The following is a 26,280-nucleotide window of genomic DNA, read 5'->3' on the forward strand; positions in this document are numbered from 1 at the left end:
TATGACGATTTTAAAATCGAGCGTTAATCCCCACGATCCTAGTTTTGTGCAAAACCACAAAAATATGTCGGCGCTGGTGGATGATTTACGCGATAAAGTTGCCAATATTAGCTTAGGTGGTGGCGCTGCACTTAAAGAGCGCCATGAAAGCAGAGGAAAGCTGTTTGTTCGTGACCGTATCAGTACTTTATTAGATGAAGGCTCACCCTTTTTAGAAATATCGCAATTTGCTGCATTTGGTGTGTATGAACAAGAGATACCTTGTGCCGGTGTGGTTGCAGGTATTGGTCGCGTAAAAGGCGTTGAATGTATGGTGATTGCAAACGACGCGACAGTTAAAGGTGGCACCTATTTCCCGCTTACTGTTAAAAAGCATTTACGCGCACAAGATATTGCAGAGCGTTGCCACTTACCGTGTATTTACTTAGTTGATTCTGGCGGTGCCAACCTGCCAGAGCAAGACGATGTATTTCCAGACAAACTGCATTTTGGGCGTATTTTTTACAATCAAGCACGTATGTCGGGTAAAGGCATTCCACAAATTGCAGTGGTTATGGGCTTATGTACCGCAGGCGGTGCGTATGTACCCGCTATGGCCGATGAAAGCATCATCGTAAAAGAGCAAGGCACTATATTTTTAGCAGGCCCACCACTTGTAAAAGCGGCAACCGGTGAAGAAGTTACCGCGGAAGAACTTGGCGGCGCCGATGTTCATTGTAAAACATCGGGTGTGGCCGATCATTACGCTGAAAATGATGCGCATGCATTATCAATTGCACGCCAATGTATAGAGCGAATTAATTACACACGCCCTACCGCCCCATTATTAGCTGACGTAAAAGCCCCCCGTTATGATATTAACGAGCTTTACGGCATTGTTGGTACTGATCTTAAAAAGCCATTTGATGTGCGTGAAGTAATAGCCCGTACTGTCGATGACTCGTCTTTTGATGAATTTAAACGTTACTTTGGCGAAACACTGGTGACAGGCTTTGCCAGCATTTATGGCAACCCTGTGGGCATAGTGGCTAATAACGGTATTTTATTTAGTGAGTCGGCGCAAAAAGGCGCGCACTTTATTCAGCTGTGTGCTCAGCGCAACATTCCATTGGTATTTTTACAAAACATTACTGGCTTTATGGTCGGTAAAAAATACGAAGCCGAAGGCATTGCTAAACATGGCGCTAAAATGGTGATGGCGGTGTCGTGTGCTGATGTACCAAAATTCACCGTGCTTATTGGTGGCTCTTATGGCGCCGGCAATTATGGAATGTGTGGCCGTGCATTTGAACCGACCATGATGTGGATGTGGCCAAATGCCCGTATTTCAGTCATGGGTGGTGAGCAAGCTGCCGGTGTTATGGCACAAGTTAAACAAGATGGATTAGCCCGTAAAGGCGAAAGCATGAGCGAGCAAGAAGTTAGCGATTTTAAAAAGCCAATTATTAGTCAATACGAACAACAAGGTCATCCTTATTATGCCAGTGCCCGCTTATGGGACGATGGCATTATAGACCCTGTCGATACACGTAATGTGTTGGGGCTTGCATTAACTGCAGCTAAAAATGCACCACAGCGTGAGTCTAAGTTTGGCGTATTTAGAATGTAACCGGAGCGCACAATGTCAGTAACACTACAAATAACAAAATCTAATGTGGCTGTACTCGTTTTAAGCCGCCCAGAAAAACGTAATGCGTTTAATAGCGACGTTATCCATGAGCTTATTCAATGTATTGAACATGCTAATACGCTCGATATTCGTGCCTTAGTACTCAAAACCGAAGGTAAACATTTTTCAGCCGGTGCCGACTTAGCCTGGATGAAATCGATGGCAGATAATAACTATAACGATAACCTAGCTGATTCAATGCAACTGGCTAAACTTATGCAAGTATTAGCACAGAGCCCGCATCCTACAATTTGTGCGGTACAAGGTGCCGCCTTTGGTGGGGCATTAGGCTTAATTGCCTGCTGTGATATTGCGCTTAGTAAAGACGATGCACAATTTTGTTTAAGTGAAGTTAAACTTGGGCTAATACCTGCCGTGATCAGCCCTTATGTGATTAAGGCCATTGGTGAGCGTGCTGCACGCAGATATTTTTTAACTGCAGAAGTGTTTGATGCCCACACAGCAAAGCAACTGGGTTTAGTGCATCAAATTACTGGGAACTTAGAGACAGCCCTCGATAATTTGCTGCAAACCTTGATTGATAACGGCCCTATTGCCGTTAAAGCCGCAAAAGCACTTATTAACGATGTTGCCAATAAAGAGATAAACGAGGAGCTAATTGCACTGACTGCAGAGCGTATAGCTAAAATTCGTGTATCAACTGAAGGCCAAGAAGGACTGAGCGCCTTTTTTGATAAACGCCCTCCCCAATGGCAACTCTAGGACGCATTATGAACACAGTACAATTACAAAAAATTCTGATTGCTAACCGTGGCGAAATTGCCTGTCGTATTATGCGCACCGCAAAGCAAATGGGCTTAACCACGGTTGCGGTGTATTCAGATGCAGATAAAAACGCGCAACATGTAAAAATGGCCGACGAAGCCTACCATATTGGTGCTGCGCCAAGTAAAGATTCATACCTAGTCGCAGATAAAATTTTGCAGGTTGCTAAAGCCAGTGGCGCTGATTGCATTCATCCAGGCTACGGCTTTTTATCAGAAAACAGTGAATTTGCTAAAGCCTGTGAAGCCCATAACATTGCTTTTATTGGCCCACCAGCAACGAGTATTGAAGCAATGGGCTCAAAAACCCGTGCTAAAGAAATAATGGCCGCGGCAAACGTTCCTTTAGTACCTGGTTACTATGGTGATAAACAAGACCCTGCTTTTTTGCAATCTGAGGCCGAAAAAATTGGTTACCCTGTTCTTATCAAAGCGGCCTTTGGCGGTGGCGGTAAAGGGATGCGAGTGGTAGAAAAGCCGAAAGACTTTATAACTGCACTTGAAGGCGCCCAACGTGAAGCCATTGCCGGTTTTGGTAACGATTTAGTGCTATTAGAGCGCTACGTTAATCAACCTCGCCATGTTGAAGTACAAGTATTTGCAGATAATCACGGTAACTGTGTTTATTTGGGTGATCGTGACTGTTCGTTGCAACGCCGACACCAAAAAGTGATTGAAGAAGCCCCTGCTCCAGGTTTATCTGACACGCTGCGTAAAGAAATGGGCGAAGCGGCTGTTCGCTGTGCATTAGCCATTAATTACCGTGGTGCGGGTACTGTTGAGTTTTTACTTTGCGATAATGAATTTTTCTTTATGGAAATGAACACTCGCCTGCAAGTAGAGCACCCAGTGACCGAAATGGTAACCGGCGTTGATTTAGTGAACTGGCAAATTAATATAGCGGGCGGGCAAACACTGCCGTTAAAGCAATCTGATATTCAACTGCAAGGCCATAGCTTTGAAGCGCGTATTTACGCCGAAGACCCTGCAAATGGCTTTATTCCGTGCTCAGGCACCATTGAAGCGCTACATGTCCCCGTTAATAGTGAATTTGTACGCATAGATACCGGGATTGCCCAAGGTGATGAAATAAGCCCCTATTACGACCCAATGATCGCAAAGTTAATTGTTCATGATGATAATCGCGAACAAGCGCTTTCTCGTTTGCAACAGGCGCTTGAGCAATTTCATTTAGCAGGCTTTAGTACCAATATTGGCTTTTTACATAACTTAGCTTGCCACGCAAGCTTTAAACAAGGCGCGCCAAGTACACACTTTATTGCTGAGCAAGGTGATTCACTCGCTACGGTTGATGAGTCATTATTGCTATCAAGCCAGCTTATTGCTGCTTTTGCCTATTTAGAGTCGTTAAACACGCACCAAGCACAAAACAATAGTGCCAGCCCTTGGCAACAACTGAGTGGGTTTACTTTAAATGCACCGCAGGCAATTAAAATCCCATTTGTAGATTTACCGCTAAGCGCCGTCAAAACAGCGCAGGGTTACAATGTGACACACAGTGCGGGCGTATACAGTGTACAAGGGACGCTAAATAATGGTGAGTGCTGCGTATTTATTAACGGTGAAAAGCACAGTGCGCATGTCAGCATAACTGACAATGAAATTACTGTAATGAATAAAGCACTGCAAACTAAGTTTGAATGTGTAGATAAACATTATATTAGTTCACACGAAAATGACGCGCTGCCGCTCGCTGCGCCACTCAATGGCACGGTAGTAAAACATTTAATTGAAGTAGGTAGCACTATCACCAAAGGTGATGCCGTTGTTATTATTGAAGCCATGAAAATGGAATATACACTTAATGCACCACATGACGGCATATTACAGAGTTACTGCTTTGGTGAAGGTGAACTAGTTTCACACGGCGCACTGTTAGCCATTGTTGAAGATACGACTGTGCAGGAAGGTGCTTAATGAGTGCCTTTGCAAACAAAGTACGTATTGTTGAAGTGGGTGCACGTGATGGCTTACAAAACGAGAAAACTGTCAGCACTGAAGATAAAGTAACACTTATTAATGCCCTCGCCGCCGCGGGATTAAAAGATATAGAAGCTGGTGCGTTCGTATCCCCAAAATGGGTGCCACAAATGGCAGACTCAAGCGAAGTGATCAGTGCCCTTGATCTTCCAGAGATTAATTTAAGTGCCTTAACGCCAAATTTAAAAGGCGCACAAGCTGCGCATGCTGTTGGTATTAAAGAATTTGCTATATTTACGGCGGCCAGCGAAGCGTTTTGTCAAAAAAATATAAATTGTTCAATAGCGCAAAGTATTGATCGTTTTAGCGAGGTAATGACTTTTGCTAAAGCGAATAATATACGCGTTCGAGGCTATGTAAGCTGTGTTTTAGGCTGCCCTTATGAGGGAGACGTTGACCCTCAGGTTGTTTTAAACGTGGCACAAAAGTTATTAGCACTTGGCTGCTATGAAGTGAGCCTTGGCGATACTATTGGTGTCGGCACCGCAGGTAAAGTGACTGAGCTGCTTACATTGCTGCTCAAGCATATTGATAAAAGTAAGCTTGCAGTACATTTTCATGATACCTATGGACAGGCGCTCACAAATATTTACGCTGCCTTAAGCCTAGGTATTTCAACGGTTGACGCTGCCGTTGCTGGCCTTGGTGGCTGCCCTTACGCTAAGGGTGCGTCAGGAAATGTTGCCACCGAAGATGTTGTTTACTTACTGCAAGGGCTTGGCATTGAACATGGAATTGATTTAAAAAGGCTTGCACAAGCAGGTTGGCAAATTACTAATGCGCTTAATAAACAGCCTGTTAGTAAAGTTTCAGTGGCATTACACACACAATAATTGCAATAGCATAGAATGAGGAGTCACTCATGGCCGGTTTTGATAAAGTAGTTTCGAGTTACGAAGCTGCAATGGAAGGTTTAAAAGACGGCGATACTATCATCGCTGGTGGTTTTGGTTTATGCGGTATTCCCGAGGGATTAATAGCCCAAATTAAAAAAATGCAAACCAAAGAGTTAACGGTCGTATCGAACAATTGCGGCGTTGATGACTTTGGTTTAGGACTTTTATTACAAGACAAACAAATTAAAAAAGTGGTTGCCTCTTATGTGGGCGAAAATGCTCTTTTTGAGCAACAACTACTGAATGGCGAAATTGATGTAGAGCTAACACCGCAAGGGACTCTAGCAGAAAAAATGCGTGCTGGTGGTGCCGGTATTCCTGCTTTTTATACCGCCACGGGTTACGGTACGCCAGTAGCTGAGGGTAAAGAAGTAAAAGAATTTAATGGTCGCCCTTATATTTTAGAAGAGTCAATTACAGGTGAATTTGCCATTGTAAAAGCATGGAAAGCAGACCGTTACGGTAATTTAGTGTTTCGCCATACCGCAATGAACTTTAACCCCATGGCCGCAACCGCAGGTAAAATTACCGTTGCCGAAGTGGAAGAGATTGTTGAACCCGGTGAACTAGAGCCAAGTCAAATTCATACCCCTGGCATTTTTGTAAACCGCGTGATCAAGGGCAACTTTGAAAAACGCATTGAACGTGTTACCACACGAGATTAAGCAGGAGCACTTAAAATGGCATTATCACGTGAACAAGTCGCAATGCGCGTCGCTCAAGAGCTACAAGATGGCTACTATGTTAATTTAGGCATAGGTATTCCGACACTCGTCGCAAACTATGTACCCGATGGCATAGAAGTTATGCTACAGTCCGAAAATGGCCTATTAGGTATGGGTGAATACCCAACTAAAGACACTGTAGATGCCGATATGATCAACGCGGGTAAAGAAACCGTGACGGCAGCCACGGGGGCAGCTATATTTAACAGTGCAGATAGTTTTGCCATGATACGGGGTGGTCATGTAGACTTAACGGTTCTGGGCGCTTTTGAAGTGGATCAAAACGGGTCTATAGCTTCATGGATGATCCCTAAAAAATTAATTAAAGGTATGGGCGGTGCGATGGATTTAGTCGCCGGTGCAAAAAACATTATTGTTACCATGACCCATGCCAGTAAACACGGCGATTCTAAATTATTAGAAAGCTGTACGTTACCGCTAACCGGCGTTAACTGTGTTAAAAAAATAGTAACCGATTTAGCCGTATTAGAAGTTAAAGACGGCGCATTTCATTTGCTAGAGCGTGCTCCTGGCGTGTCTGTTGATGAAATTATTAGTAAAACAGCGGGCAAATTGCTTGTTGACGGTGATATTCCTGAGATGGTTTTTTAAGCGTCTTTAGTAGTTCACCATGTAACGACCTCATTCCCAGTGCCAATGGCGCTGAGTTACCCAAAATCCCTCGCAAGAGGGATTTTTTTTGCCTTTATTTTAGTTTTTGCACTATAGTGACAATTTAACGCACCACTTGGGTGAATTCGCCCTAATAAAAAAATTAAATAACTGATATAGTTAACTTTTATTTTTGGTTTAATAATTGCCTGTAATAAGGTGATTGAAATAACTTTATATTGGATACCATGCAAACACCTATTCGCGGCCTTCGCTCTTTTTGTTTTGCCGCAAAAAGCCTAAGTTTTAAACATGCCGCCAAAGAGCTGTATTTAACGCCGTCGGCGGTCAGCCATCAAATAAAGCAGCTTGAAGAGCAGCTGGGCATTGATTTATTTCAAAGGCAAACCCGTTCCATAAGCTTAACGCCAGCTGGTAAAAACTTTTTTGAAGCGATTTACCCCATTATAAATATGCTGGAAAGCACCATAACCGAATTTAGTCAGTTACAACAAAATGTAAATTTAACCATTACCCTGCCCGAGTTTTTTGCCAGTGAATTGCTAATGCCAAAACTGAGTGAGTGGACGAGTGAGCATCCTAATATTAATTTACACATGGACACCCTTAAAACGCGCAAAGAGTTGACTCGCCAAAGTGATTTATCAATCATTTTATCTTCAAGTAAACCGCTTGATGGGCTAGCTACTGAGTTATTTAATTTAGAATATATTCCAGCGTGTAATAAAAAGCTGCTCGATCAGTGGCAAAACGATCACTGCCAGGCGCTCAATCAAGTGCCGCTTATTGTTCATAAAGCCCGGCCTTGGGCGTGGCACCAATGGGCTGAAAAAGTCGGTATTGATGACTTTTCCCCTGCACAAATTATTCAAATAGACAGTATGTTTGGCGTTGCACGCGCTGCACAGCAAGGTATGGGCATTGCACTTATTCCTTTGCCAATAAGTCAAAGCTGGCTGGATGAGCAATGGCTCTACAAACTGTTTGAGCAACCACTAACAACAAAAGACAAATACTATTTAGTTCAGCATGGCTCAAGTACCGCTAATCACCCTCTCGATTTGTTTGCAAAATGGGTGATTACCACCTTTAGGCAAACTAAATAGCACATTCAATTAAGCGCTCCTTGTTGAGCGCTTATTAGCTAATTTTAAAGTGTGCAACTTTTATTTCTTAAAATCCCCCTACCGGAAAAACAACAAAAGCATCTATTTATCAGTGCTTTACATATTGGAAAAATCTAAAACCCCATAAGTTAGTTTTTTTCACTTATTAGTTTTGTTTTTATCGCTTGTCGAAATTGAGTAAAAGCTCTAAAGTTAACTCAACCAAACGGCAACACGCTAAAAAATATAAAACGTGTTACCAAAATCAGATTTCATTAGTTTGTAACAACGAGCTAGTAAAAAAGAATCTTTATTGTGTGTGAAGATGTTGTCAGTGTAAAAAACAGCTCAAGTTCGGTGGTGACTTAGCTTGAGTTGTTTTTATTTTTACCCTTACACCCGCCAATAAACTTAAGAATCTTTATTGTGTGTGAAGATGTTGTCAGTGTAAAAAACAACTCAAGTCCGGTGGTGACTGAGCTTGGGTTGTTTTTATTTTCATTCTCATCAACAACAATAAGCCAGAGTTAGTTTTGTACTAATACACCCCCCCGAATCTTTATTGTGTGTGAAGATGTTGTTAATTGAAATGCAGCGACCGTTAAGTATCTACTTAATCATCGCTGCTTTTTTTTGCTTAAAATTTACTGTTTTCTGGCTACAAATTCTAAAACAGTCGCATTAATACAATATCTATCTTGCCCTCTAGGCCCCTCACCCGGAAATAAATGCCCTAAGTGAATACCGGTACTTTTAGACTTAAGCTCAATGCGCTGCATTCCCCAGCTATTATCTTCATGTTGGGTTACACTGTCTTTTATTGGGTGAGTAAATGAAAGCCAACCGGTGCCTGAGTTAAATCTATCGCGGGTATCAAATAATGGCTCACCGCTTAGTTTATCAATAAAGATGCCATCGGGCGTGTTTTTAAAAATATCATATTCTTTGCAGTAAGGGCTGTCGGTTTTAGCATTAAACGCCACCTTATAAGCTTCACTGTTGCCAAGCTTAAACGCACCTAATGCTTTATAAAATTGCTCTGCGTTCATGTAGCCTTGGCGAGAATAGACCTCAACCCCATTTTCTAAAAATAATATGGTAGGTGTAGCCCATGTTGCCGATTTAATCGTTAACCCATCAAGCTGATCAGCATGGCGGAAAGTCATTGGAATTGTGCCTTTATAATCATTGGCAACGGCCGCTTTAAACTTTTCGCAGTAAGGGCAATAACTTTGCGAGTCTAAAATAACAATCTGTTTGCCATTTAATAATGCAGTATTATCTACCTTCGGTTTATCACTTTGAGTAAATACAACGCCGGTTGAATGATCAGGGCAATAGCCGTTTGGATTTTTTTCAAGGTAATTTTGATGATACTCTTCAGCCGAATAAAAGCGCTCAAGTGGCTTTATTTGCGTCACTATTTTTCCATAATCGGCTTTACTTAATAATTGCTGATACTCACTCGTGACCGCTTTTGCGATGCTCGCTTGCTGATCGGTAGTGGTTAAAATAATAGAGCGATATTGCGTGCCTACATCATTACCTTGACGATTCTTTTGCGTTGGATCGTGGCTCTCATAGTAATTTTGCAACAGCTCTCTTGCTGAAATAATATTACTATTAAAGGTAACCTGCACCACTTCGGCGTAATTATCTTCATCAAAGCGACGGGATAACTTAGTGATATTTCTATAGGTTGGCTTAAACCCCCGGCCATCGGCGTAACCCGATTCAGCGTCTAACACACCATTAAGTGCTTCGTAGCGTTTTTCTGCACCCCAAAAACAGCCCGAACCCAGCACTATTTTTTCAACATGCATGGTTGCATCTAAATCAGTTGGTTTGATTATATCATCTGACGATATAGCACTCATTGCACTTAGTAAGCCCACAATGGCAAACGCCGATAGTATTACCCGCTTAAACATACGATGACCTCTTAGTTTTAGTTACTCTAGGGTCTGTTGACCTTTCAAGGTTAAATTTGCAGCAGTTTGTTTGGTATTTAGGTAAGGCAGAGCCTATGTGGTGTGGTTATTCCCAATAAATAGGCGATAACGCAGCATCAATGCCAAACAGGCGCTGCCCTTCGGGTTCTGCCTAGGAGCGATTTACTCTTTGTTGCCTACATGGATGTAGGTAAGGGCGTGAGCAGGACGCGGAAGCTTTGCTCGGTTTTTACTTAGCCCACTAGGTTACAAACCTCGCGCCGCGATTAAACCGCTCCTAGTTTGAACAATTTTAATCCGCAAAGGTCAACAGACCCTAAAGCAGACCTGTAAACTCAACAATAAATTTCACACGCAATAAAACTTTACGAAGACGGGAATTTAATCGATCCGAGTTTGTCTATTAATATCGTAATAGCACAACGACTGTGATAGCTTAAATACAAACAATATTAATAAGTTATCTGTATGAGCACTTTGCCAAGTATAAAAATATTAACAAATTCTAGTCTGCTTTTTGATGTTTCTCACTACAGCGAACAACACATACTTGCGACGCAAAAAAAACTCTGGGCGCTGTCACAGTATTGTAAAAACACCAATGAGTTTATAGATTTAGTCCCCGGAATGAACTCATTAACCTTGTATTTAAAATCAACCAGTAATTTACATCAATGGCAAAACACCTTAACCAAACTATGGGATGAGGTTGATGATTACGCCTTTGAAAGTCAGCATCATAAAATAGACACCTATTACCAAGGTGAGGATTTAAACTATGTGGCTAATTATCACAAGCTAACAATAGATGAGGTAATTAATTTACACAGTAAAGAAATTTACCATGTGTTGTTTTTAGGTTTTGTGCCCGGTTTTCCTTATTTACATGGGCTCAATTCTCAACTGTTTACCCCAAGGCGTGATAACCCACGAGTCAGTGTTCCTAAAGGCGCGATTGCGATTGGGGCAGACCAAACAGGCATTTATCCTGAAAACTCACCTGGTGGCTGGCATATTATTGCTCATACTGATGCCTGTTTATTTGATGCAACCGCCTCAAACCCTTGTTTATTTAAACCCGGTGACACCCTTGAATTTGTGCCTGTTAAAAGGAGTAAACAATGATTAAAGTAATCAAACCCGGTATACAGCTTACAATCCAAGATTTAGGCCGTGTGGGTTTTCGTCATTTAGGGGTTAGCCGCTCGGGTAGCTTAGACGCCTATGCGCACATTATTGCCAATCGCTTAGTAAATAATCACGATAACGATGCCGTACTTGAACTCACCGTTGGGTTATGTGAATTGCAATTTGAGTGCGATACCGTCATTGCTCTGCATGGAGCCGACTTAAACGCTAAAATTGACACTCAAGCCGTTTACCCCGGGTGGAGTTATCCGGTAAAAGCAAAACAAACACTTAAATTTGATACAGGACGCGGTGGCTCCAGAGCTTACATTGCCGTAAGAGGTGGAATTGAATGCCCTGAAGTTATGGGTTCTAAATCAACCGACTTAGGGGCAGCCATTGGTGGTTATAATGGCCGAGCATTACAAAGCGACGATATTATAAAAATAACCCCATATACTCAGCCTTGGCTATGCAATAAAGGCGCATTAACACCGCCTAAACGAAAAGTTATTCGGCTACATCAAGGCCCACATCATGAACTACTTACACCTGAGTGTATAAACGCTTTCTGTACCACCTCATTTACTATTAACCCGAATAGTAATCGAATGGGGGTACGCTTAGATCATAATAATAGCCAAATAATGCAACACTCGCTCTCACTGCACTCACTCGCGGTAGCACCGGGAAGCGTGCAACTCCCACCCGATGGCAACCCAATTGTGCTATTAAATGATGCACAAACAACGGGGGGCTACCCATTGATAGGCCATGTAATAGAGGCGGATTTACATCAGTTTGCTCAGTTTAGAACCGCCGATTCAATTACTTTTGAGTTTGTAACGCTTGAACAAGCAACCGCGGCAAAAAGTAAACTCGATGCGCATCTATCTCAGCTTAAATTGAGTTTAAATCGCTATTGGGCTAATTAACTTAAAGCTATTTTCTTAACGATTATATTTGCACCCACTTGGTGCAAATATATATTTTCATGAGCATTAAATGCTTATCCCTGCCTGTTTTAAATTAAAAATTGTACAATTCGTTGCTATCACACTATCGACCTCACCATGTTGGTGCACCAGTAACTTGTTTGGTGCATAAATTATTCTTATTAATTTAAAAAAGCCGTGTGACTTAGTTATTTATTTCTGATAAAACAAGGTTAGTCTTTAGCAAACTCGCTATCGTAGGCACTTAATAGGAATGAGGAAAAATTATGTGTTCAATTTTTGGTGTACTCGATATTAAATCGGATCCCAGCCAGTTACGCACTCAGGCAATCGAAATGTCTAAACTGTTACGTCATCGTGGGCCAGATTGGTCTGGTGTGTATTCATCTGATAAAGCAATTTTAGTGCATGAGCGCTTAGCCATTGTTGGCGTATCAAGCGGTGCTCAACCCCTTTACAACCCAGAAAAAACCCATATTTTAGCGGTTAATGGCGAAATTTATAACCACAAAGAGCTGGCCGCTAATTTAGAGGTCGACTTTGATTTTCAAACCCAGTCAGACTGTGAAGTGATTTTAGCCCTGTATAAACAAAAAGGGCCGGCATTTTTAGATGACTTAAATGGTATTTTTGCTTTTTGTTTATATGACGAAGAGCAAGACGCGTACTTAATTGGTCGCGATCACATTGGTATTATTCCACTGTACACAGGTCACGATGAGCACGGTAACTTTTATGTAGCGTCAGAGCTCAAAGCGCTGTCACCTATTTGTAAGCACATTGAAGAGTTTCCGCCGGGGCATTACCTGTACAGCAAAGACGGCAAATTAACCCCTTACTATCAACGTGATTGGCAACGCTTCGACGCTGTTAAAAACAACGATGCCAAAGCAGAAGATGTAAAAGATGCATTGGAAGCGGCGGTTAAGCGCCAGCTTATGTGTGACGTACCCTATGGCGTATTGCTATCGGGTGGCTTAGATTCATCGGTTATTTCCGCTATTACCCAGCGCTTTGCTGCAAAACGTATTGAAGATAACGATGAAAGCGATGCTTGGTGGCCTAAACTGCATTCCTTCTCGGTGGGTTTAGAAGGCTCCCCCGATTTAGCCGCAGCGCAAAAAGTAGCTGATATGATAGGGACTATTCACCACCCTATTATCTTTACTATTCAACAAGGTATTGATGCACTTAAAGAAGTGATTTACCACATTGAAACTTACGATGTAACCACCATTCGTGCATCAACCCCAATGTACTTAATGGCCCGTCAAATTAAAGCCATGGGTATAAAAATGGTGCTCTCAGGTGAAGGTGCAGATGAATTATTTGGCGGTTATTTATATTTTCATAAAGCGCCTAATGCAAAAGAATTTCATGAAGAGCTGAACCGTAAAGTTTCAAAGCTCCATATGTTTGACTGTTTACGTGCCAACAAATCAATGGCGGCTTGGGGTGTTGAAGCACGCGTACCATTTTTAGATAAAGAGTTTGTTGATGTGGCAATGCGCATTAACCCTGAAGCTAAAATGTGTAAAGACGGCAAAATTGAAAAACACATTTTACGTGCAGGCTTTGACGGATACCTCCCAGATGAAGTGTTATGGCGTCAAAAAGAGCAATTCTCTGATGGCGTTGGCTACAGCTGGATAGATACCTTAAAAGAGTTTGTTAATGAGCAAGTAACGGATCAAGAATTGGCGAATGCCAAATTTAAATACCCAATTAACACCCCAGACTCTAAAGAAGCGTATTTTTACCGCAGTATTTTTGAGTCGCACTTCCCAGGCGATGCCTCGGCTAAGTGTGTACCACATGGTAAATCAGTTGCGTGTTCAACCCCAGAAGCACTCGCATGGGATGCATCATTTCAAAATAATGCCGACCCATCAGGGCGCGCCGCGGGCGTTCATAACGAAGCGTACAAATAAAAATTTAACCATCCTAAGCTGCAGTGTTAAAGCTGCAGCTTTTTTTGGTGTCTTTGTGCGTAATTTTCTTAAAATGCTTATTGCACAGAGAGAAGTGAATGAGAAGAAAATGAGAAAGCAAAAGCCATTCTGCCTAATCATTTTTGTTTAATTATGTGGCTTTGTTACTTCTCTAAAAGCGCAGCGTCTCTTTACCCTCTTCGTGAGTTAAGCTGTTAAGACTCAAAATAAATGAGAAAGCAAATTAGTTTAAACTGCAAAATAAGTATGCCACCTTTTTATAAAAACTACTTTAACATCGCTATTTTCATTGCTGATTCTATTAACCTCCCCTTGGCTAAAAATCCAAAGCTATAAAAATGTAATTAAAAAGTCATAAAAAAGCCCATTTAACAAATTACTCTTAGTTTTAAAAATCAGAGTACGCTTTTAGCGTATCCAATTAAGTGATTTATCTGTTTATACACCCTATTAAGTTGAATATTCATTAACTTAGCTTTTGCATTCATTGCTATTTACGACTATAAAATAAAGTGCTAACGCGTTAGTTTTCATTTTCTTAGCGACCAGACATGTACAATAAAAAGACAAAGTCAGCTCAAAATTTTAGCAAAGTGTTAATTCTTTCGTATTTAATATTTAACTCCCCTAGCAGTAAAGGTATGATGGGCAATTAAATTAGTTAGTCTTCTAATTATTCGTGTTGTTAGCTTTGGCAAAGAATCTAATAAGACGAATACAGTGAACTATAAAAAACTGGCATTAAGCCAGCCTGTTTCATTAACCAATGAGGTATTGCATGAGCGAGAATCATGACAAGTACAGTATTGACAATACGGACTACACCGTAGGTCAAGACAACGTGCAAAAATGGGGGTTTGATATACATAACCCTGTATTCGGAATAAGTGCAGGGTTAATAGCGCTGTTTTTAATTGCCGTATTAGTATCTGATGCCGAAGTTGCTAAAACGACGCTAGATGGTATTAAAACCGATATTATTAATAATTTTGACGGCCTGTTTATGTGGGCTGCTAACTTCTTTGTTATTTTTTGTTTAGTTTTAATTTTTTCGCCTTACGGCAATATCCGTTTAGGCGGCGACGATGCTAAACCATCGCATTCTCGTATTTCTTGGCTGGCAATGTTATTTGCAGCAGGTATGGGTATTGGCTTAATGTTTTGGGGAGTTGCTGAACCGGTGGCTTATTACACGGGCTGGTATGAAACACCGCTTAATGTGGCTGCCAACACCCCTGAAGCTGCAAAGCTTGCAATGGGCGCAACTATGTTCCATTGGGGTCTGCATCCTTGGGCCATTTACGCCGTTGTTGCGCTTTCTTTAGCGTTTTTCACATACAATAAAGGCTTACCGCTTTCTATACGCTCAATTTTTTACCCTATTTTAGGGGATAAAGCATGGGGCTGGCCGGGCCATATAATCGATATTTTAGCTGTGCTTGCGACCTTATTTGGTTTGGCAACGTCTTTAGGATTAGGTGCTCAACAAGCTTCAGCGGGTATTAACCACGTATTTGGCCTTGAAGGTGGCGTAGGTTCACAAATTCTGGTTATTACAGGGGTGACGTTATTAGCCATTGTGTCGGTTATTCGAGGCATTGATGGTGGCGTTAAGCTACTAAGTAACGTTAATATGCTGATTGCTTTAGTGTTACTGGTATTTGTATGTTTAGTTGGTTTTGCTGTATCTATGGGTAATATACCAAACACGGTAATGGGCTATGTAGAAAACATTATTCCGTTAAGTAACCCACATGGTCGTGAAGATGAAACATGGATGCATGGTTGGACAGTATTTTATTGGGCTTGGTGGATTTCGTGGTCACCGTTTGTAGGTATGTTTATTGCCCGTGTTTCACGTGGTCGTACAATTCGTGAGTTTTTAACCGCTGTACTACTTATTCCTACAGCAGTCACTATCTTATGGATGTCTATTTATGGCGGCATCGCAATTGACCAAGTAGTTAATGGAATTGGTGCCCTAGGAACTGACGGTTTAACAAGTGTGCCTATGGCGATGTTCCAAATGCTTGATGAAATGCCAATGGCGAGTGTGCTTTCTTTCATTGCTATTGTATTAGTACTGGTATTCTTTATTACCTCTTCTGATTCAGGATCACTTGTAATCGATTCAATCACAGCAGGTGGTAAGATTGATGCGCCGGTACCACAGCGTATTTTTTGGGCGTCTGTTGAGGGTGCTATTGCTGCTGCATTACTTTGGATTGGTGGCACTCAAGCGATTGAAGCACTGCAAGCGGGAGCTATATCAACCGGTCTGCCATTTACCATTGTATTGTTATTGATGTGTGTAAGCTTAATTTTAGGTTTACGAACTGAGCCTCGCCCAGTTAAATAACACAACACATTCCATAATAAAAAAGCCGCAAATTGCGGCTTTTTTTGTGCTCTATTTTTAACAGTAATGCTTCAATAGCTAAAGCCAAATTTCACTCACTGGCGTATCTGATCTATAGTGGTAACTCAGCTGCGCTTGCAGCAGCTCGGCAGTGGCTAGTGCATCAGTAAGCGCGTTATGGTTTTGATACAGTGGCAATGAATAACGCTCCCGTGTATCACTTAACCTAAGTGATCCTAGCTTTGAATTAAACAGCCTGCCTAATAACCCCTGCCGCGCTTTAAGCGCACGCCTTTCTATTTCCATCGTATCAACTAGTGCAAACTCAATGCCCTCTTTTATACGCATAAGTAGCGCGTTATAAAAAAAATGACGTTCTATTGCAGCATAATGTACCACCACCACTTTGCCTTTAAGGGCATCAAGCAGTGGCGCTAAAATTCGATTAAGATCAGGGGCTTCATCCACTTCTGAATGAGTAATTCCATGAATAACTATTGACTCTTCACTTAAATCTCGTCGAGGTTGCACCACCCAGTGGCGGCTCTCTTTGCAGTAGATACGTTTTACATTAAAAGGCACTAAACCCACACTAACAATATCATCGCTATTCGCATCAAGGCCGGTTGTTTCAAAATCGAGCGCCACAAAAGGGACATCTTTAAGTGGAGCAGCCTGATTGGTAAACGCTTGTTGATAAAAGTCTTTAAGCAGCGGGTTTTGCGCACTTTGCAATAACTGCTCGTAGCGCTGTGACCAATCTAACGGTGATTTAGCCATAACTTATTTCACTCCCGGATGCGCAGAATAGCTAAATTTTAAAAAGCTTTGCGCTTTTTCTAAAATAGCAAAAGCTTCTTTTAAATTACTTTGCTCAAAGGGTGAAAGTAAATGGGGGTCTAGATCGTTATCTGGGGCTTCACCCTGCTCTATTTGCCATGCCTGATGACGAATACGCACTGTGGCAATATACTCAAACGCATCACGCAAATCTTGTGCTTTGCCTTTTGGTAATAAGTTAGCCTCGATAATATCTTCTAAGCGCTCAAAGGAGTTTTGTTTACGTGAGCCAACCGCTAAGGCGTGCACACGCACCACATCAGATAGCGGCGCCGTACCACGGCGTTTTAAGTTCATTGAGCGCTTATGTTGGCCATTATGCTCAAGCACAAAGCCATTAAAAAAACCTAGTGGCGGCGTTCTATTGCGGGCATTGGCAGCAAGGTTTGCTAAAAAGCGTTTGTTTACTTTGCTTTCTTTGGCCACCAACGTTTTAAGCTCATCGGCCCACTTAAGCTTACCCCACACACCATCTAAGTCAAAAAATATCGAGCTATTAAGCAGTGCTTGCGGTTTTGGCTCGGCCATCCAGCTAGCAAATTTTTCTTTCCATTGTGTTCGGGTCATACGCCATTTTTTAAACGACGCCATAATTTCACCGTCACAATAGGTATAGCCACATTTAGCTAAACCATCACACACAAAATCTGATAGGTTTTGAAAATACTCATCGTGCAGTGCTTCATCAAAACTATTATCCAAAATGAGAGCATTATCTTGATCGGTCACAATTAGCTGTTCGTCGCGGGCCATTGAGCCTAAGGCAATAAAACAATAAGGGACTGGCGGCGCGCCAAATTTTTCTTCGGCCAGTGCTAACAAGCGCTGTTTAAAGGTACGTCCTATGACCGCCATGGCCGTCCCTATCATATGCGAATTTGCATCTTCATTAACCATGCGTACAAATACATTAGGTAATTGGCGCGCATAATGAACTAAGTCATCCACAGATTGTTGCGCTAAAATACCGCGTACTAGCAGTAAGCTACTTTGTGATTCATAGCGTAAAATATCAGATAGCGATATCACCCCAATTGGCCGTTTTTTATGTACCACAGGTAAATGATGTAAGTTATCTCTTAGCATGGCTAATACGGCTTCAAACACATAAGCGTTGCTATCAAGTAGTACTAAGCTTGATGTCATTACTTCTTTGGCGGGTGTATCATATGTTAACCCTTGGGCAACCACCTTAGTGCGAATATCTCTGTCGGTTATGATCCCAACAACTTGACCGTCGTCTTCTTCTGGGTCGTCGCTTATTTGTTTTTCTATGTCGGTGACTAACACTGAAGAGACCGATTCTTGCGTCATTAAAAATGCGACGTCTTGAATAGCAGTTTGCATTGTTACTGTGACCACATCACGGTGTAATAATGACTTCACTTTCGCGGTGGTTAAATCATTGCTGTCGGCTTGCTCTACAATGGCTTGGTGCAAACGTACGTTACCATCCACTTCGAAAAAATCGGCAAAAGTTTCGTATTTATCACAATATTCGTTGAAGGTATTAACGTTAATACAATAGGTTAAGGTGTCTTCTAGGGCTCGAGCCGGAAAGCGCACTTTGCGGTTCATTAATAGGCCCATTTGGCCAAAAATGCCGCCTGTGGCTAAACGATTATAGAGCTCGCCATTACGACGTGAAATTTCAACCGAGCCACTACGAATAATATATAAGTCACTAATATCTTGGCCTAAATGTAAAATATCAGTTTGCGCACGAAAATAAGCAACTTCAATTTGCATTGCTAGTTCGTTTAGTGCCTCGCTCTCAAGCGTATCAAAGGGGGGGTGTTCAACTAAAAATTGGGCTATTTCAACTTGCTCGGCCTGCATGGGTGATCCTTGTGGCTTTAATCTAGTTGAATTGTGGGCTTAATTGGCTATTTTTTCAAAGAAAAATAGCCAATTAGCGTAATTAGTTAGTCAAGTTGCTCCAGCTCTTGGGCTAATTGCTTTGACTCATCGCCACGAGGACTGGTAAAGCGGGCTAATCCTAAATAAATCACCGGTGTTAAGTAAAGCGTAAACAATACTGCTAACGCAAGTCCACCAAATACCACCCAACCAATGGCATTACGTGCTTCTGCTCCGGCACCTGTTGACATAATTAGGGGTAACGCACCGAGTAAGGTCGATATTAAGGTCATGGTGATTGGTCTTAAACGTACCAATGCAGCTTGTTCAACCGCTTTTCGAACACTCAGCCCCTGATCTCTTAATTGATCAGCAAACTCGACTAATAAAATCGCATTTTTAGCGATTAACCCAATTAACATCACTAGGCCTATTTGCGAGTAAATATTCAGTGAGGTACCGGTTAAATACAGCGCTAAAATTGCCGATGTAATCCCAAATGGTACAGTGATCATTACCACGATTGCACTGTTAACATTTTCAAATTGCGCCGCAAGTACTAAAAACACAATTAAAAATGCCAATACGTAGGTCATTAATACTTCGTTGGAGGTTTCTTCAAATGTCAGTGCTTCCCCTTTAAACGCAAGGGTAATACCTGCTGGTAATGATTGCTCAGACACTTGCTTTATTTGCTCCACTAAGGTGGCAATTGTTAAGCCTTCAGGCAGCTCCATACTGAGCTCTATGGCACGGCGCTGAGCATGACGCTCAAGCTCGGCGGCAACCCCTTCCTCTGAAATGTTAGCGACACTACTGAGCGGCACCAATTGATTATTACGAGCTCTAATAAACAAGTTTGCTAAATCACTCGGGTCGTTAATAGTTTGATTTTGTGCCTGCAGCATAATAGGAATAGATTGATCGCCAATGTTTAAATCAGCGATATCGTCACCATTAATAGCGGCTCTTAATGTAATTGCGATATCACTTAAAGACACGCCAAGTTCTTCTGCGCGTCGTCTGTCAATATTAACACGCAATTGCGGCTGCGATGGCTGATACGATACTCTTACCGGCGCAACCTCTGGCACGGCTTTTTCAAGTTCAGCTGAGAACTGCTGTGCAGCCTTAAATATTTCAAGGTAATCTTGTCCCAGTAAAGCGATTTCTATGCCGCCACCTTGGCCACGTAAATTTAAGCTATTTGCACCACCAGGGTAAGCAGGTGCACCAGGGATGTTGCCTAAAGGCTGGCGAATTTTATTAATAATTTCTTGTTGGCTAAAGTTACGTTCATCCCAATGCTTTAATGGCACAGTAATAAACACAATATTGGGATCCCATTGCCCAACCACAGTATAAATAGACTCAATTTCACCACTTTCAACGAAAGGCAGTAAGGTATCTTCCATTTTAATGGCTTGTCTATCCATAAAATTTAAGCCTACGCCATCAGGTCCGCGGGCAAATATTCTAATTTTACCGCGGTCTTCAGTAGGGAGCAGTTCGTTATCTAAACTCATATACAAAGCACCCGAACCGCCTGCAACTAATAAACAAACAATAAAGGTAACCCACGCATGATCCAGTACTTTATGAATTGTTTTGGTATAAATATTGGCAAGCACGTTACCAAATTTAGCAAAGGGGTGAAAACCACCTTGTTTGAGTTTTAATTTTGAGGTGAGCGCCGGCACTAACGATAACGCAACAAAGCTAGATATAATTACCGCACCAGCTAGTACGCCACCAAACTCCCTAAATAAACGCCCTGCTGTAGAGGGTAAAAATGCGATGGGTACAAACACAGCCGCTAATACTGCAGTGGTGGCAATAACGGCAAAAAATACTTCACGGGTACCAACAACCGCTGCGGCACGCCTTCCAAGGCCTAACCCTCGCTGGCGTTGAATATTTTCACTCACTACAATTGCATCATCAACAATTAATCCTGTCGCTAATACCAGTGCTAATAAGGTTAAAATATTAATTGAAAACCCAAGTGCCCATATCAGAGCTAATGAACCTATAAGCGCAACAGGAATGGCAAATGCTGGGACTAATGTTGCACGCCATGAACCAATAAACACCCATAAGGTGATGATCACTAGCAGTACCGTTAGAACCAATGAGTTAATCACTTCATCTACTGAGCTTCTAATAAACTGCGCGTCATCTGATGTTAGCGTAAACTCCATCTCAGGAAAGCGCTCACGCATTCCCTCTATAAGGTTGAGTACTTCATCAGAAATTTCGATAGTGTTGGACTGTGCTTGGCGAATAATTTCCATACCAATAACAGGTTTACCATTAAGCCTTACCATAGAGCGCGGATCGGCAGGACCAAAGTACACGGCAGCAATATCGCTAATACGAGTATCGCCCTGAATTATAATGTCGCCCACCTGTGCGGGGGTAACAGACGTTGCATCAGCACGCACTATTATTTGCTGATCGTTTGATTTTAAACTCCCTGCAGGCACATCAAAGGGGGCTTGCCTGAGTACATCGGCGACATCTGGAATCGTTAAGTTAAAACTGCTGAGCTTTAATGGATCAATGCGAACCCTGAGCACACGTTCTCTATCGCCGTTTAATCGTACATCGGCAACACCAGGAATAGTTAAAAACTGCGGCGCTAAGTCAACATCAACCCGCTCTGTTAATGCCTCTAACGATAAGCTTTCACTTGATACTGTTAATGAAACCACCGCTTCAGCGTCGTTATCAGCCTTAATAATAGAAACGCGCTCTACCTCTTCAGGGAGCTCTCTTTGCACTCGAGCAACTGACTCACGCGTTTCATTTGCAGCATCGTCAAGGTTAACACCCGGTCTAAATTCAACCACAATACGTGAATTACCTTCTTCACTTTGCGCACGAATCGATTTAACACCGCTCACACGGGCCACGGCACCTTCAAGTTTACTGGTAACTTCGGTATCAACGGTTTCAGGTGAACCACCAGGGAACGAGGCTGATACGGTAATTCGGGGTCTGTCTACATCTGGAAGCTCTCGAACTTCTACGCCTGCTATGGCGGCAATTCCGGCAATAATAATCAGTAAATTCAGAACCACAATAAGCACTGGGCGGCGAATAGCCATTGATGGCAAGTCTTGCATCATAGGTTGCTGTTTCATGGCTACTCCTGCGTATTAGCGATTGGCGCTGAGAAGCTTAGCTCTTGGTTCGCACGTAAGCGTTGTACGCCCTCTACCACTAAGTTATCTTGTTCTTTTAAAGCCCCCGAAACTAATAAACGACCTGCAAGGCGCTGTTCAATTTTAACATCAATTCGAGTGGCTTTTTTATCAACACTTGTCCATACGTAAGGGCCTGTTGCTCCCCACAGTAATGCCGCCTCAGGTACAGCAGCAAAACGTTGCCCTTCTACTTCAATATGAACACGAAAACTCATGCCGGGTAAGAACTTTTGCTGCGGGTTTTCAAGCTGCGCTTTTACACGTAAGGTGCGGGTTTGTGGGTCTATTCGTGAATCTAGATAAGCAATTTTTGCGTTTACAGCATTTTGTGACTGCCAAGGGAATACTTTTACATTGCCTTTATTGCGCAGCATATAAACGGCCGATTCTGGGGCGTTAAAGTTTATATATAAAGCACGCGTATCATCAATACTTGCAATCGCCGTTTGGGGAGTAATTCTGTCACCCACTTCAACGTCGGTAAGTCCCATAGTGCCGTTAAAAGGCGCACGAACTTGGCGGTCTTCAAATTCTGTTTCTGCTTGGGTAAGGGTCACTTTTGCTAATTCAACAACTGTTTTTGCATCATCCACATCACTCTGTGGCACAGCCCCTTTTGCTTGGCTTTGCTTTAAACGTGCGAGGGTTCTTTGGGTGTCAGCAAGTTTTATTTTTGCCTCTTCAAGTGCCGCTTTTTGTCTGCGTGAATCAAGTTCGAGTAACACATCACCGGCCTTTACCCTATCACCCGGTTTAAAATGCACCGCCGTTACTTTATCGCCCACAGCCGGATATAAAATAACCGAATGAATTGCTTCGGCGTTACCGACAGCCTGAACTTGCTCTTTAGCACGTTCCATCGCTACCTGCTCCACCACGACATTGGCACTCTTTACAGATAAACTTAACGACATTAAAGAAAAAAACACGCTGGTAAAAAGAATTCGCGATTTCAAAGGATCACCCTAATTAATTATTATTTGCATTATGTTACGCAGTTTAACAGCTCTATGATCAATAAATAGCTAAGTACGATAAATTAGCAAAACAATAAGCTGAAATTAAGCATGCTAGCCACTCTACATATTTTTACAGCTGCATACAAAATCCACACATATTTAAATTACATTTATGACTATGATTTAGCTCATCAATATTTTTAATAAAGGCACATTTATGAAAAAGAGTTTAATTATGGTGATCTTGCTATCAGGCTGTGCATCACCAGGGATTGATCGGGCAGATCAAAATCAAGTTGTTAAACGTTATTATGCGTCTGTTGAATCAATACAAAAAGTAACACTCTCCTCAGAAGTGGGAACTGGAATAGCTGCTGGTGCGGGGTTTGGCTTTGTAGATAGCTTGGATGGCAATAAAGAAGAAATGATTGGCGGCGCGATTGTTGGTGGACTAGTCGGTGGATTATTTACTGCTTTATTTGAAGGGGGTAATAGCGCGTATCAGTATAATTTATATGCTGCTGATGAAGGTGAATTTACCGTTATTCAAAAGAAAAAGCTCGATAAAAACACAAAATGTGTGCTCGTCAATGCTGCCAACAAGGTCACGCTCTCTACTACAGATACAAGCAATTGTGAAAAGAGTATAAAATAAAAAACCTCAGTTAAAACTGAGGTTTTTTTATTAAAAACGTACAAACAAAAAGTACCGCTTATTTATTTCGCTGTGCTTCTTTTTGCGCTTTTTTACCTTCTTTACGTTGTTGTAAAACAGCTTGTGCTTCGTTACCAATGTGGCCTTCACCGCGCGCTTGAGCAAGCTCTATTTGCTTTTGGCGCTCTGCAAAGCGAGCGCGTTGTTCATCGGTTACATTGTCAATACAGTGGTGACACGACACCCCTTCCCTGTATTCTGGCTTTTGCTTTTCTTCTTCTGTGATAGGCATGCGACATGCGTGACATTGATCGTATGAGCCTTTTTGTAAGTCATGATTTACCGCTACACGATTATCAAATACAAAACACTCGCCTTCCCACATGGTTTCTTCTTTAGGCACTTCTTCTAGGTATTTTAATATGCCGCCTTCAAGGTGGTATACCTCATCAAAACCTTGCTCTTTCATATAGGCTGTTGATTTTTCACAGCGAATACCACCAGTACAAAACATGGCTACTTTTTTATGTTTTGATGGGTCTAGGTTTTCTTTGGCCCACTGAGGAAATTCACGGAACGTTTTAGTGTTTGGGTCTACTGCGTTTTGAAACGTACCAATTTCAATTTCGTAATCATTACGGGTATCAACAAGGATCACCTCTGGATCAGAAATAAGGGCATTCCATTCATGTGGCTTAACATAACTGCCCACTACTTTTAATGGGTCTACGCCTTCAACCCCCATAGTCACAATTTCTTTTTTCAGCTTAACTTTTGTGCGGTAAAACGGGCATTCGTCATCAAATGATTCTTTGGTAACAATGTTGTCTAAATTTGGTTGGGTGTCTAACCACGCAAGTAAATTATCTATGCCTTCACGTTTTGCAGAGACAGTACCGTTAATCCCCTCTGCGGCAATTAATAAAGTGCCTCGCACTTCGTTTTGCTCCATTACATTAAGTAAAGGTTGGCGAAGTGCTTCAAAATCCGGTAGAGAAACAAATTTATACAGAGCGCAAACAACAAAGTGTTCGCTGGTTACATTATCTTTATGGACAGCAGTCATGGTATTCCTATTTTGCTTTTAAAACCCGCAAGGGGCGTTTACCGAATCGTAAATCCGGCGCATATGGGGCGCGTATTTTACGCTTTTTTTATTTAAATGCAAAAAAATGGATGATAATGCGCTTTTTACTGTTAGCGCAGTAGCTCAGTGGGCTATAATGCGCGGATAAATTTATACAGACTTGCTCATATTGGAGAAACATACATTGCACTTTACTGAACTTGGGATTGATACTCGCCTAGAAACACAATTAGCGCACCAAGGGATCACCCAGCCTACCGATATTCAAGCCCATGCTGTGCCAACGGCACTGGCGGGACATGACATTTTCGCTCAGTCAAAAACAGGGTCAGGCAAAACTTTAGCGTTTTTATTACCGGCTGTGCAGCGTGTAATGAAACAAAAAGCACTCAGTAAACGTGATCCTCGTGTACTTATTGTTGCTCCAACTCGTGAGCTTGCGACCCAAGTTTTTACTCAACTTCGATTACTTATCGCCGGTACCAACATAAAGGCCGTTAAAATCCTCGGTGGCGAAAATTTTAACGACCAAATTAAAGCATTGCGTAACGACCCTCATTTTGTGGTCGCCACACCTGGGCGTTTAGCCGATCATTTAAAGCAACGTTCATTACAATTAAGTGGCCTAGAATTACTTATATTCGATGAAGCGGACCGTATTTTAGATTTAGGTTTTACCGATCAACTTAAATTAATTAATGAACTGGCCGATCATCGTCTTCGTCAAACTTTATTGTTTTCGGCGACATTAGATCATGCTCAAGTTGATGCGTTATCGCGTAATTTATTAAAAAAACCAAAACAAATTATGCTCAGTGCAGCCAATGAGCAACACAGTGATATTAAACAAACACTGTATTTAGCTGACCACCTTGATCATAAAGAAGCACTGCTTGAGCACTTTTTAAATCAAGATAACGTTGGCCAGTGCATTATATTTACTGCTACACGAGCTGATACCAGCCGTTTAAGTGAATCATTAAATAGTAAAGGCTTTAAATCTGTCGCATTAGCTGGGGATTTAACTCAAAGTAAGCGCCTTGATATTATGGATGCGTTTAGCCGTGAAAACTTTAAAATATTAATTACTACAGATGTTGCTTCGCGCGGTTTAGATTTACTCAGTGTTACCCATGTTATTAACTTTGATTTACCAAAACACGCAGAAGAATATGTTCATCGTATTGGTCGTACTGGTCGTGCTGGTTTTAAAGGTAACGCATTATCACTTGTGGGACCTAAAGATTGGGCAAGTTACTTGGCAATAAAATCATTTTTAAATGATGAATTATCGTTTGCTGCTGTTGAGGGTTTAAAAGCGAAATTTAAAGGTATTAAAGAGAAAAAAGTAGCGCCAATTAAACCGACTAAAAAAGCAGTGACCGCGAATAAGCCACAGCCAAAACGAAAAGCAAAACCGAAAAAGCCAGCGGCCCCAAATAAAGCACCTCTTAATATTGATGGTGATACCCCGATGCGTCGTAAAAAAAAGCCTGAGCAGGAATAAT

The 26,280-nt window shown here is 41.9% G+C and carries 19 protein-coding genes; 13 read left to right on the top strand and 6 right to left on the bottom strand.

What is annotated here, in order from left to right; all coding sequences use genetic code 11:
• Position 1: 1 nt before the first annotated feature.
• From ND6B_RS09670 to ND6B_RS09640, 7 genes are all read left to right on the top strand, one after another.
• Entirely contained in the window at positions 2 to 1,609 is a 1,608-nt protein-coding gene (locus tag ND6B_RS09670; protein ID WP_033103471.1) for a carboxyl transferase domain-containing protein, read from the top strand.
• A gap of 12 nt (positions 1,610 to 1,621) precedes the next feature.
• Positions 1,622 to 2,392, top strand: coding sequence for an enoyl-CoA hydratase/isomerase family protein (locus ND6B_RS09665; RefSeq protein ID WP_016899945.1), 771 nt, complete (start codon positions 1,622 to 1,624; stop codon positions 2,390 to 2,392).
• 8 nt (positions 2,393 to 2,400) lie between these two features.
• The gene (locus ND6B_RS09660; protein ID WP_033103472.1) at positions 2,401 to 4,392 is read left to right on the top strand and encodes an acetyl/propionyl/methylcrotonyl-CoA carboxylase subunit alpha; all 1,992 of its coding nucleotides are present in this window, start codon (positions 2,401 to 2,403) and stop codon (positions 4,390 to 4,392) included.
• Positions 4,392 to 5,288 (top strand): hydroxymethylglutaryl-CoA lyase, encoded by an 897-nt coding sequence (locus tag ND6B_RS09655; RefSeq protein ID WP_013464897.1) that lies wholly within the window; start codon positions 4,392 to 4,394, stop codon positions 5,286 to 5,288. The genes ND6B_RS09660 and ND6B_RS09655 overlap by 1 nt, the downstream gene beginning before the upstream one ends.
• A 29-nt stretch (positions 5,289 to 5,317) precedes the next feature.
• The gene (locus ND6B_RS09650) at positions 5,318 to 6,016 is read left to right on the top strand and encodes a CoA transferase subunit A (RefSeq protein ID WP_013464896.1); all 699 of its coding nucleotides are present in this window, start codon (positions 5,318 to 5,320) and stop codon (positions 6,014 to 6,016) included.
• Positions 6,017 to 6,031: 15 nt separating this feature from the next.
• Complete coding sequence (locus ND6B_RS09645; protein ID WP_013464895.1) at positions 6,032 to 6,688, top strand: 3-oxoacid CoA-transferase subunit B; 657 nt, start codon at positions 6,032 to 6,034, stop codon at positions 6,686 to 6,688.
• A 248-nt stretch (positions 6,689 to 6,936) separates the two neighbouring features.
• Complete coding sequence (locus tag ND6B_RS09640; RefSeq protein ID WP_028835269.1) at positions 6,937 to 7,815, top strand: LysR family transcriptional regulator; 879 nt, start codon at positions 6,937 to 6,939, stop codon at positions 7,813 to 7,815.
• 644 nt (positions 7,816 to 8,459) lie between these two features.
• Here ND6B_RS09640 and msrA read toward each other — a convergent pair.
• Positions 8,460 to 9,746, bottom strand: a complete 1,287-nt coding sequence (msrA, locus tag ND6B_RS09635) for a peptide-methionine (S)-S-oxide reductase MsrA (RefSeq protein ID WP_033103474.1) — start codon at positions 9,744 to 9,746, stop codon at positions 8,460 to 8,462.
• Positions 9,747 to 10,235: 489 nt separating this feature from the next.
• Between msrA and pxpB the strand changes: the two genes are divergently transcribed.
• From pxpB to ND6B_RS09615, 4 genes are all read left to right on the top strand, one after another.
• A complete protein-coding gene (gene pxpB / locus ND6B_RS09630; protein WP_033103475.1) occupies positions 10,236 to 10,892 on the top strand; it encodes a 5-oxoprolinase subunit PxpB in 657 nt (218 codons plus the stop codon).
• Entirely contained in the window at positions 10,889 to 11,830 is a 942-nt protein-coding gene (locus ND6B_RS09625) for a biotin-dependent carboxyltransferase family protein (RefSeq protein WP_033103476.1), read from the top strand. The genes pxpB and ND6B_RS09625 overlap by 4 nt, the downstream gene beginning before the upstream one ends.
• A 287-nt stretch (positions 11,831 to 12,117) precedes the next feature.
• Positions 12,118 to 13,782 (top strand): asparagine synthase B, encoded by a 1,665-nt coding sequence (asnB, locus tag ND6B_RS09620; RefSeq protein WP_033103477.1) that lies wholly within the window; start codon positions 12,118 to 12,120, stop codon positions 13,780 to 13,782.
• Positions 13,783 to 14,581: 799 nt separating this feature from the next.
• Positions 14,582 to 16,162, top strand: a complete 1,581-nt coding sequence (locus tag ND6B_RS09615) for a BCCT family transporter (RefSeq protein ID WP_033103478.1) — start codon at positions 14,582 to 14,584, stop codon at positions 16,160 to 16,162.
• A 78-nt stretch (positions 16,163 to 16,240) separates the two neighbouring features.
• Here the strand turns inward: ND6B_RS09615 and ND6B_RS09610 are convergent, their stop codons facing one another.
• From ND6B_RS09610 to ND6B_RS09595, 4 genes are all read right to left on the bottom strand, one after another.
• On the bottom strand, positions 16,241 to 16,942 hold the full coding sequence (locus tag ND6B_RS09610) for a 3'-5' exonuclease (protein WP_033103479.1): 702 nt from the start codon (positions 16,940 to 16,942) through the stop codon (positions 16,241 to 16,243).
• A gap of 3 nt (positions 16,943 to 16,945) precedes the next feature.
• The gene (locus ND6B_RS09605; RefSeq protein WP_033103480.1) at positions 16,946 to 18,841 is read right to left on the bottom strand and encodes a putative nucleotidyltransferase substrate binding domain-containing protein; all 1,896 of its coding nucleotides are present in this window, start codon (positions 18,839 to 18,841) and stop codon (positions 16,946 to 16,948) included.
• An 86-nt stretch (positions 18,842 to 18,927) separates the two neighbouring features.
• Positions 18,928 to 22,008, bottom strand: coding sequence for an efflux RND transporter permease subunit (locus ND6B_RS09600; RefSeq protein WP_033103481.1), 3,081 nt, complete (start codon positions 22,006 to 22,008; stop codon positions 18,928 to 18,930).
• 2 nt (positions 22,009 to 22,010) lie between these two features.
• On the bottom strand, positions 22,011 to 23,027 hold the full coding sequence (locus ND6B_RS09595; protein WP_033103482.1) for an efflux RND transporter periplasmic adaptor subunit: 1,017 nt from the start codon (positions 23,025 to 23,027) through the stop codon (positions 22,011 to 22,013).
• Between the two features lie 220 nt (positions 23,028 to 23,247).
• On the opposite strand from ND6B_RS09595, the gene ND6B_RS09590 reads away from it, so the two are divergent.
• Complete coding sequence (locus tag ND6B_RS09590; RefSeq protein WP_033103483.1) at positions 23,248 to 23,685, top strand: hypothetical protein; 438 nt, start codon at positions 23,248 to 23,250, stop codon at positions 23,683 to 23,685.
• A gap of 58 nt (positions 23,686 to 23,743) precedes the next feature.
• Here the strand turns inward: ND6B_RS09590 and trhO are convergent, their stop codons facing one another.
• Positions 23,744 to 24,751, bottom strand: coding sequence for an oxygen-dependent tRNA uridine(34) hydroxylase TrhO (trhO, locus tag ND6B_RS09585; RefSeq protein ID WP_033103484.1), 1,008 nt, complete (start codon positions 24,749 to 24,751; stop codon positions 23,744 to 23,746).
• A gap of 205 nt (positions 24,752 to 24,956) precedes the next feature.
• Here trhO and ND6B_RS09580 point away from each other — a divergent pair, with 205 nt between their 5' ends.
• Positions 24,957 to 26,279: a DEAD/DEAH box helicase gene (locus ND6B_RS09580; RefSeq protein WP_033103485.1), complete on the top strand. Its 1,323-nt coding sequence runs from the start codon at positions 24,957 to 24,959 to the stop codon at positions 26,277 to 26,279.
• Position 26,280: the final 1 nt, after the last annotated feature.

It is taken from the genome of Pseudoalteromonas sp. ND6B (genome assembly GCF_000764215.1).
Classification (GTDB): Bacteria; Pseudomonadota; Gammaproteobacteria; order Enterobacterales; family Alteromonadaceae; genus Pseudoalteromonas; species Pseudoalteromonas tetraodonis.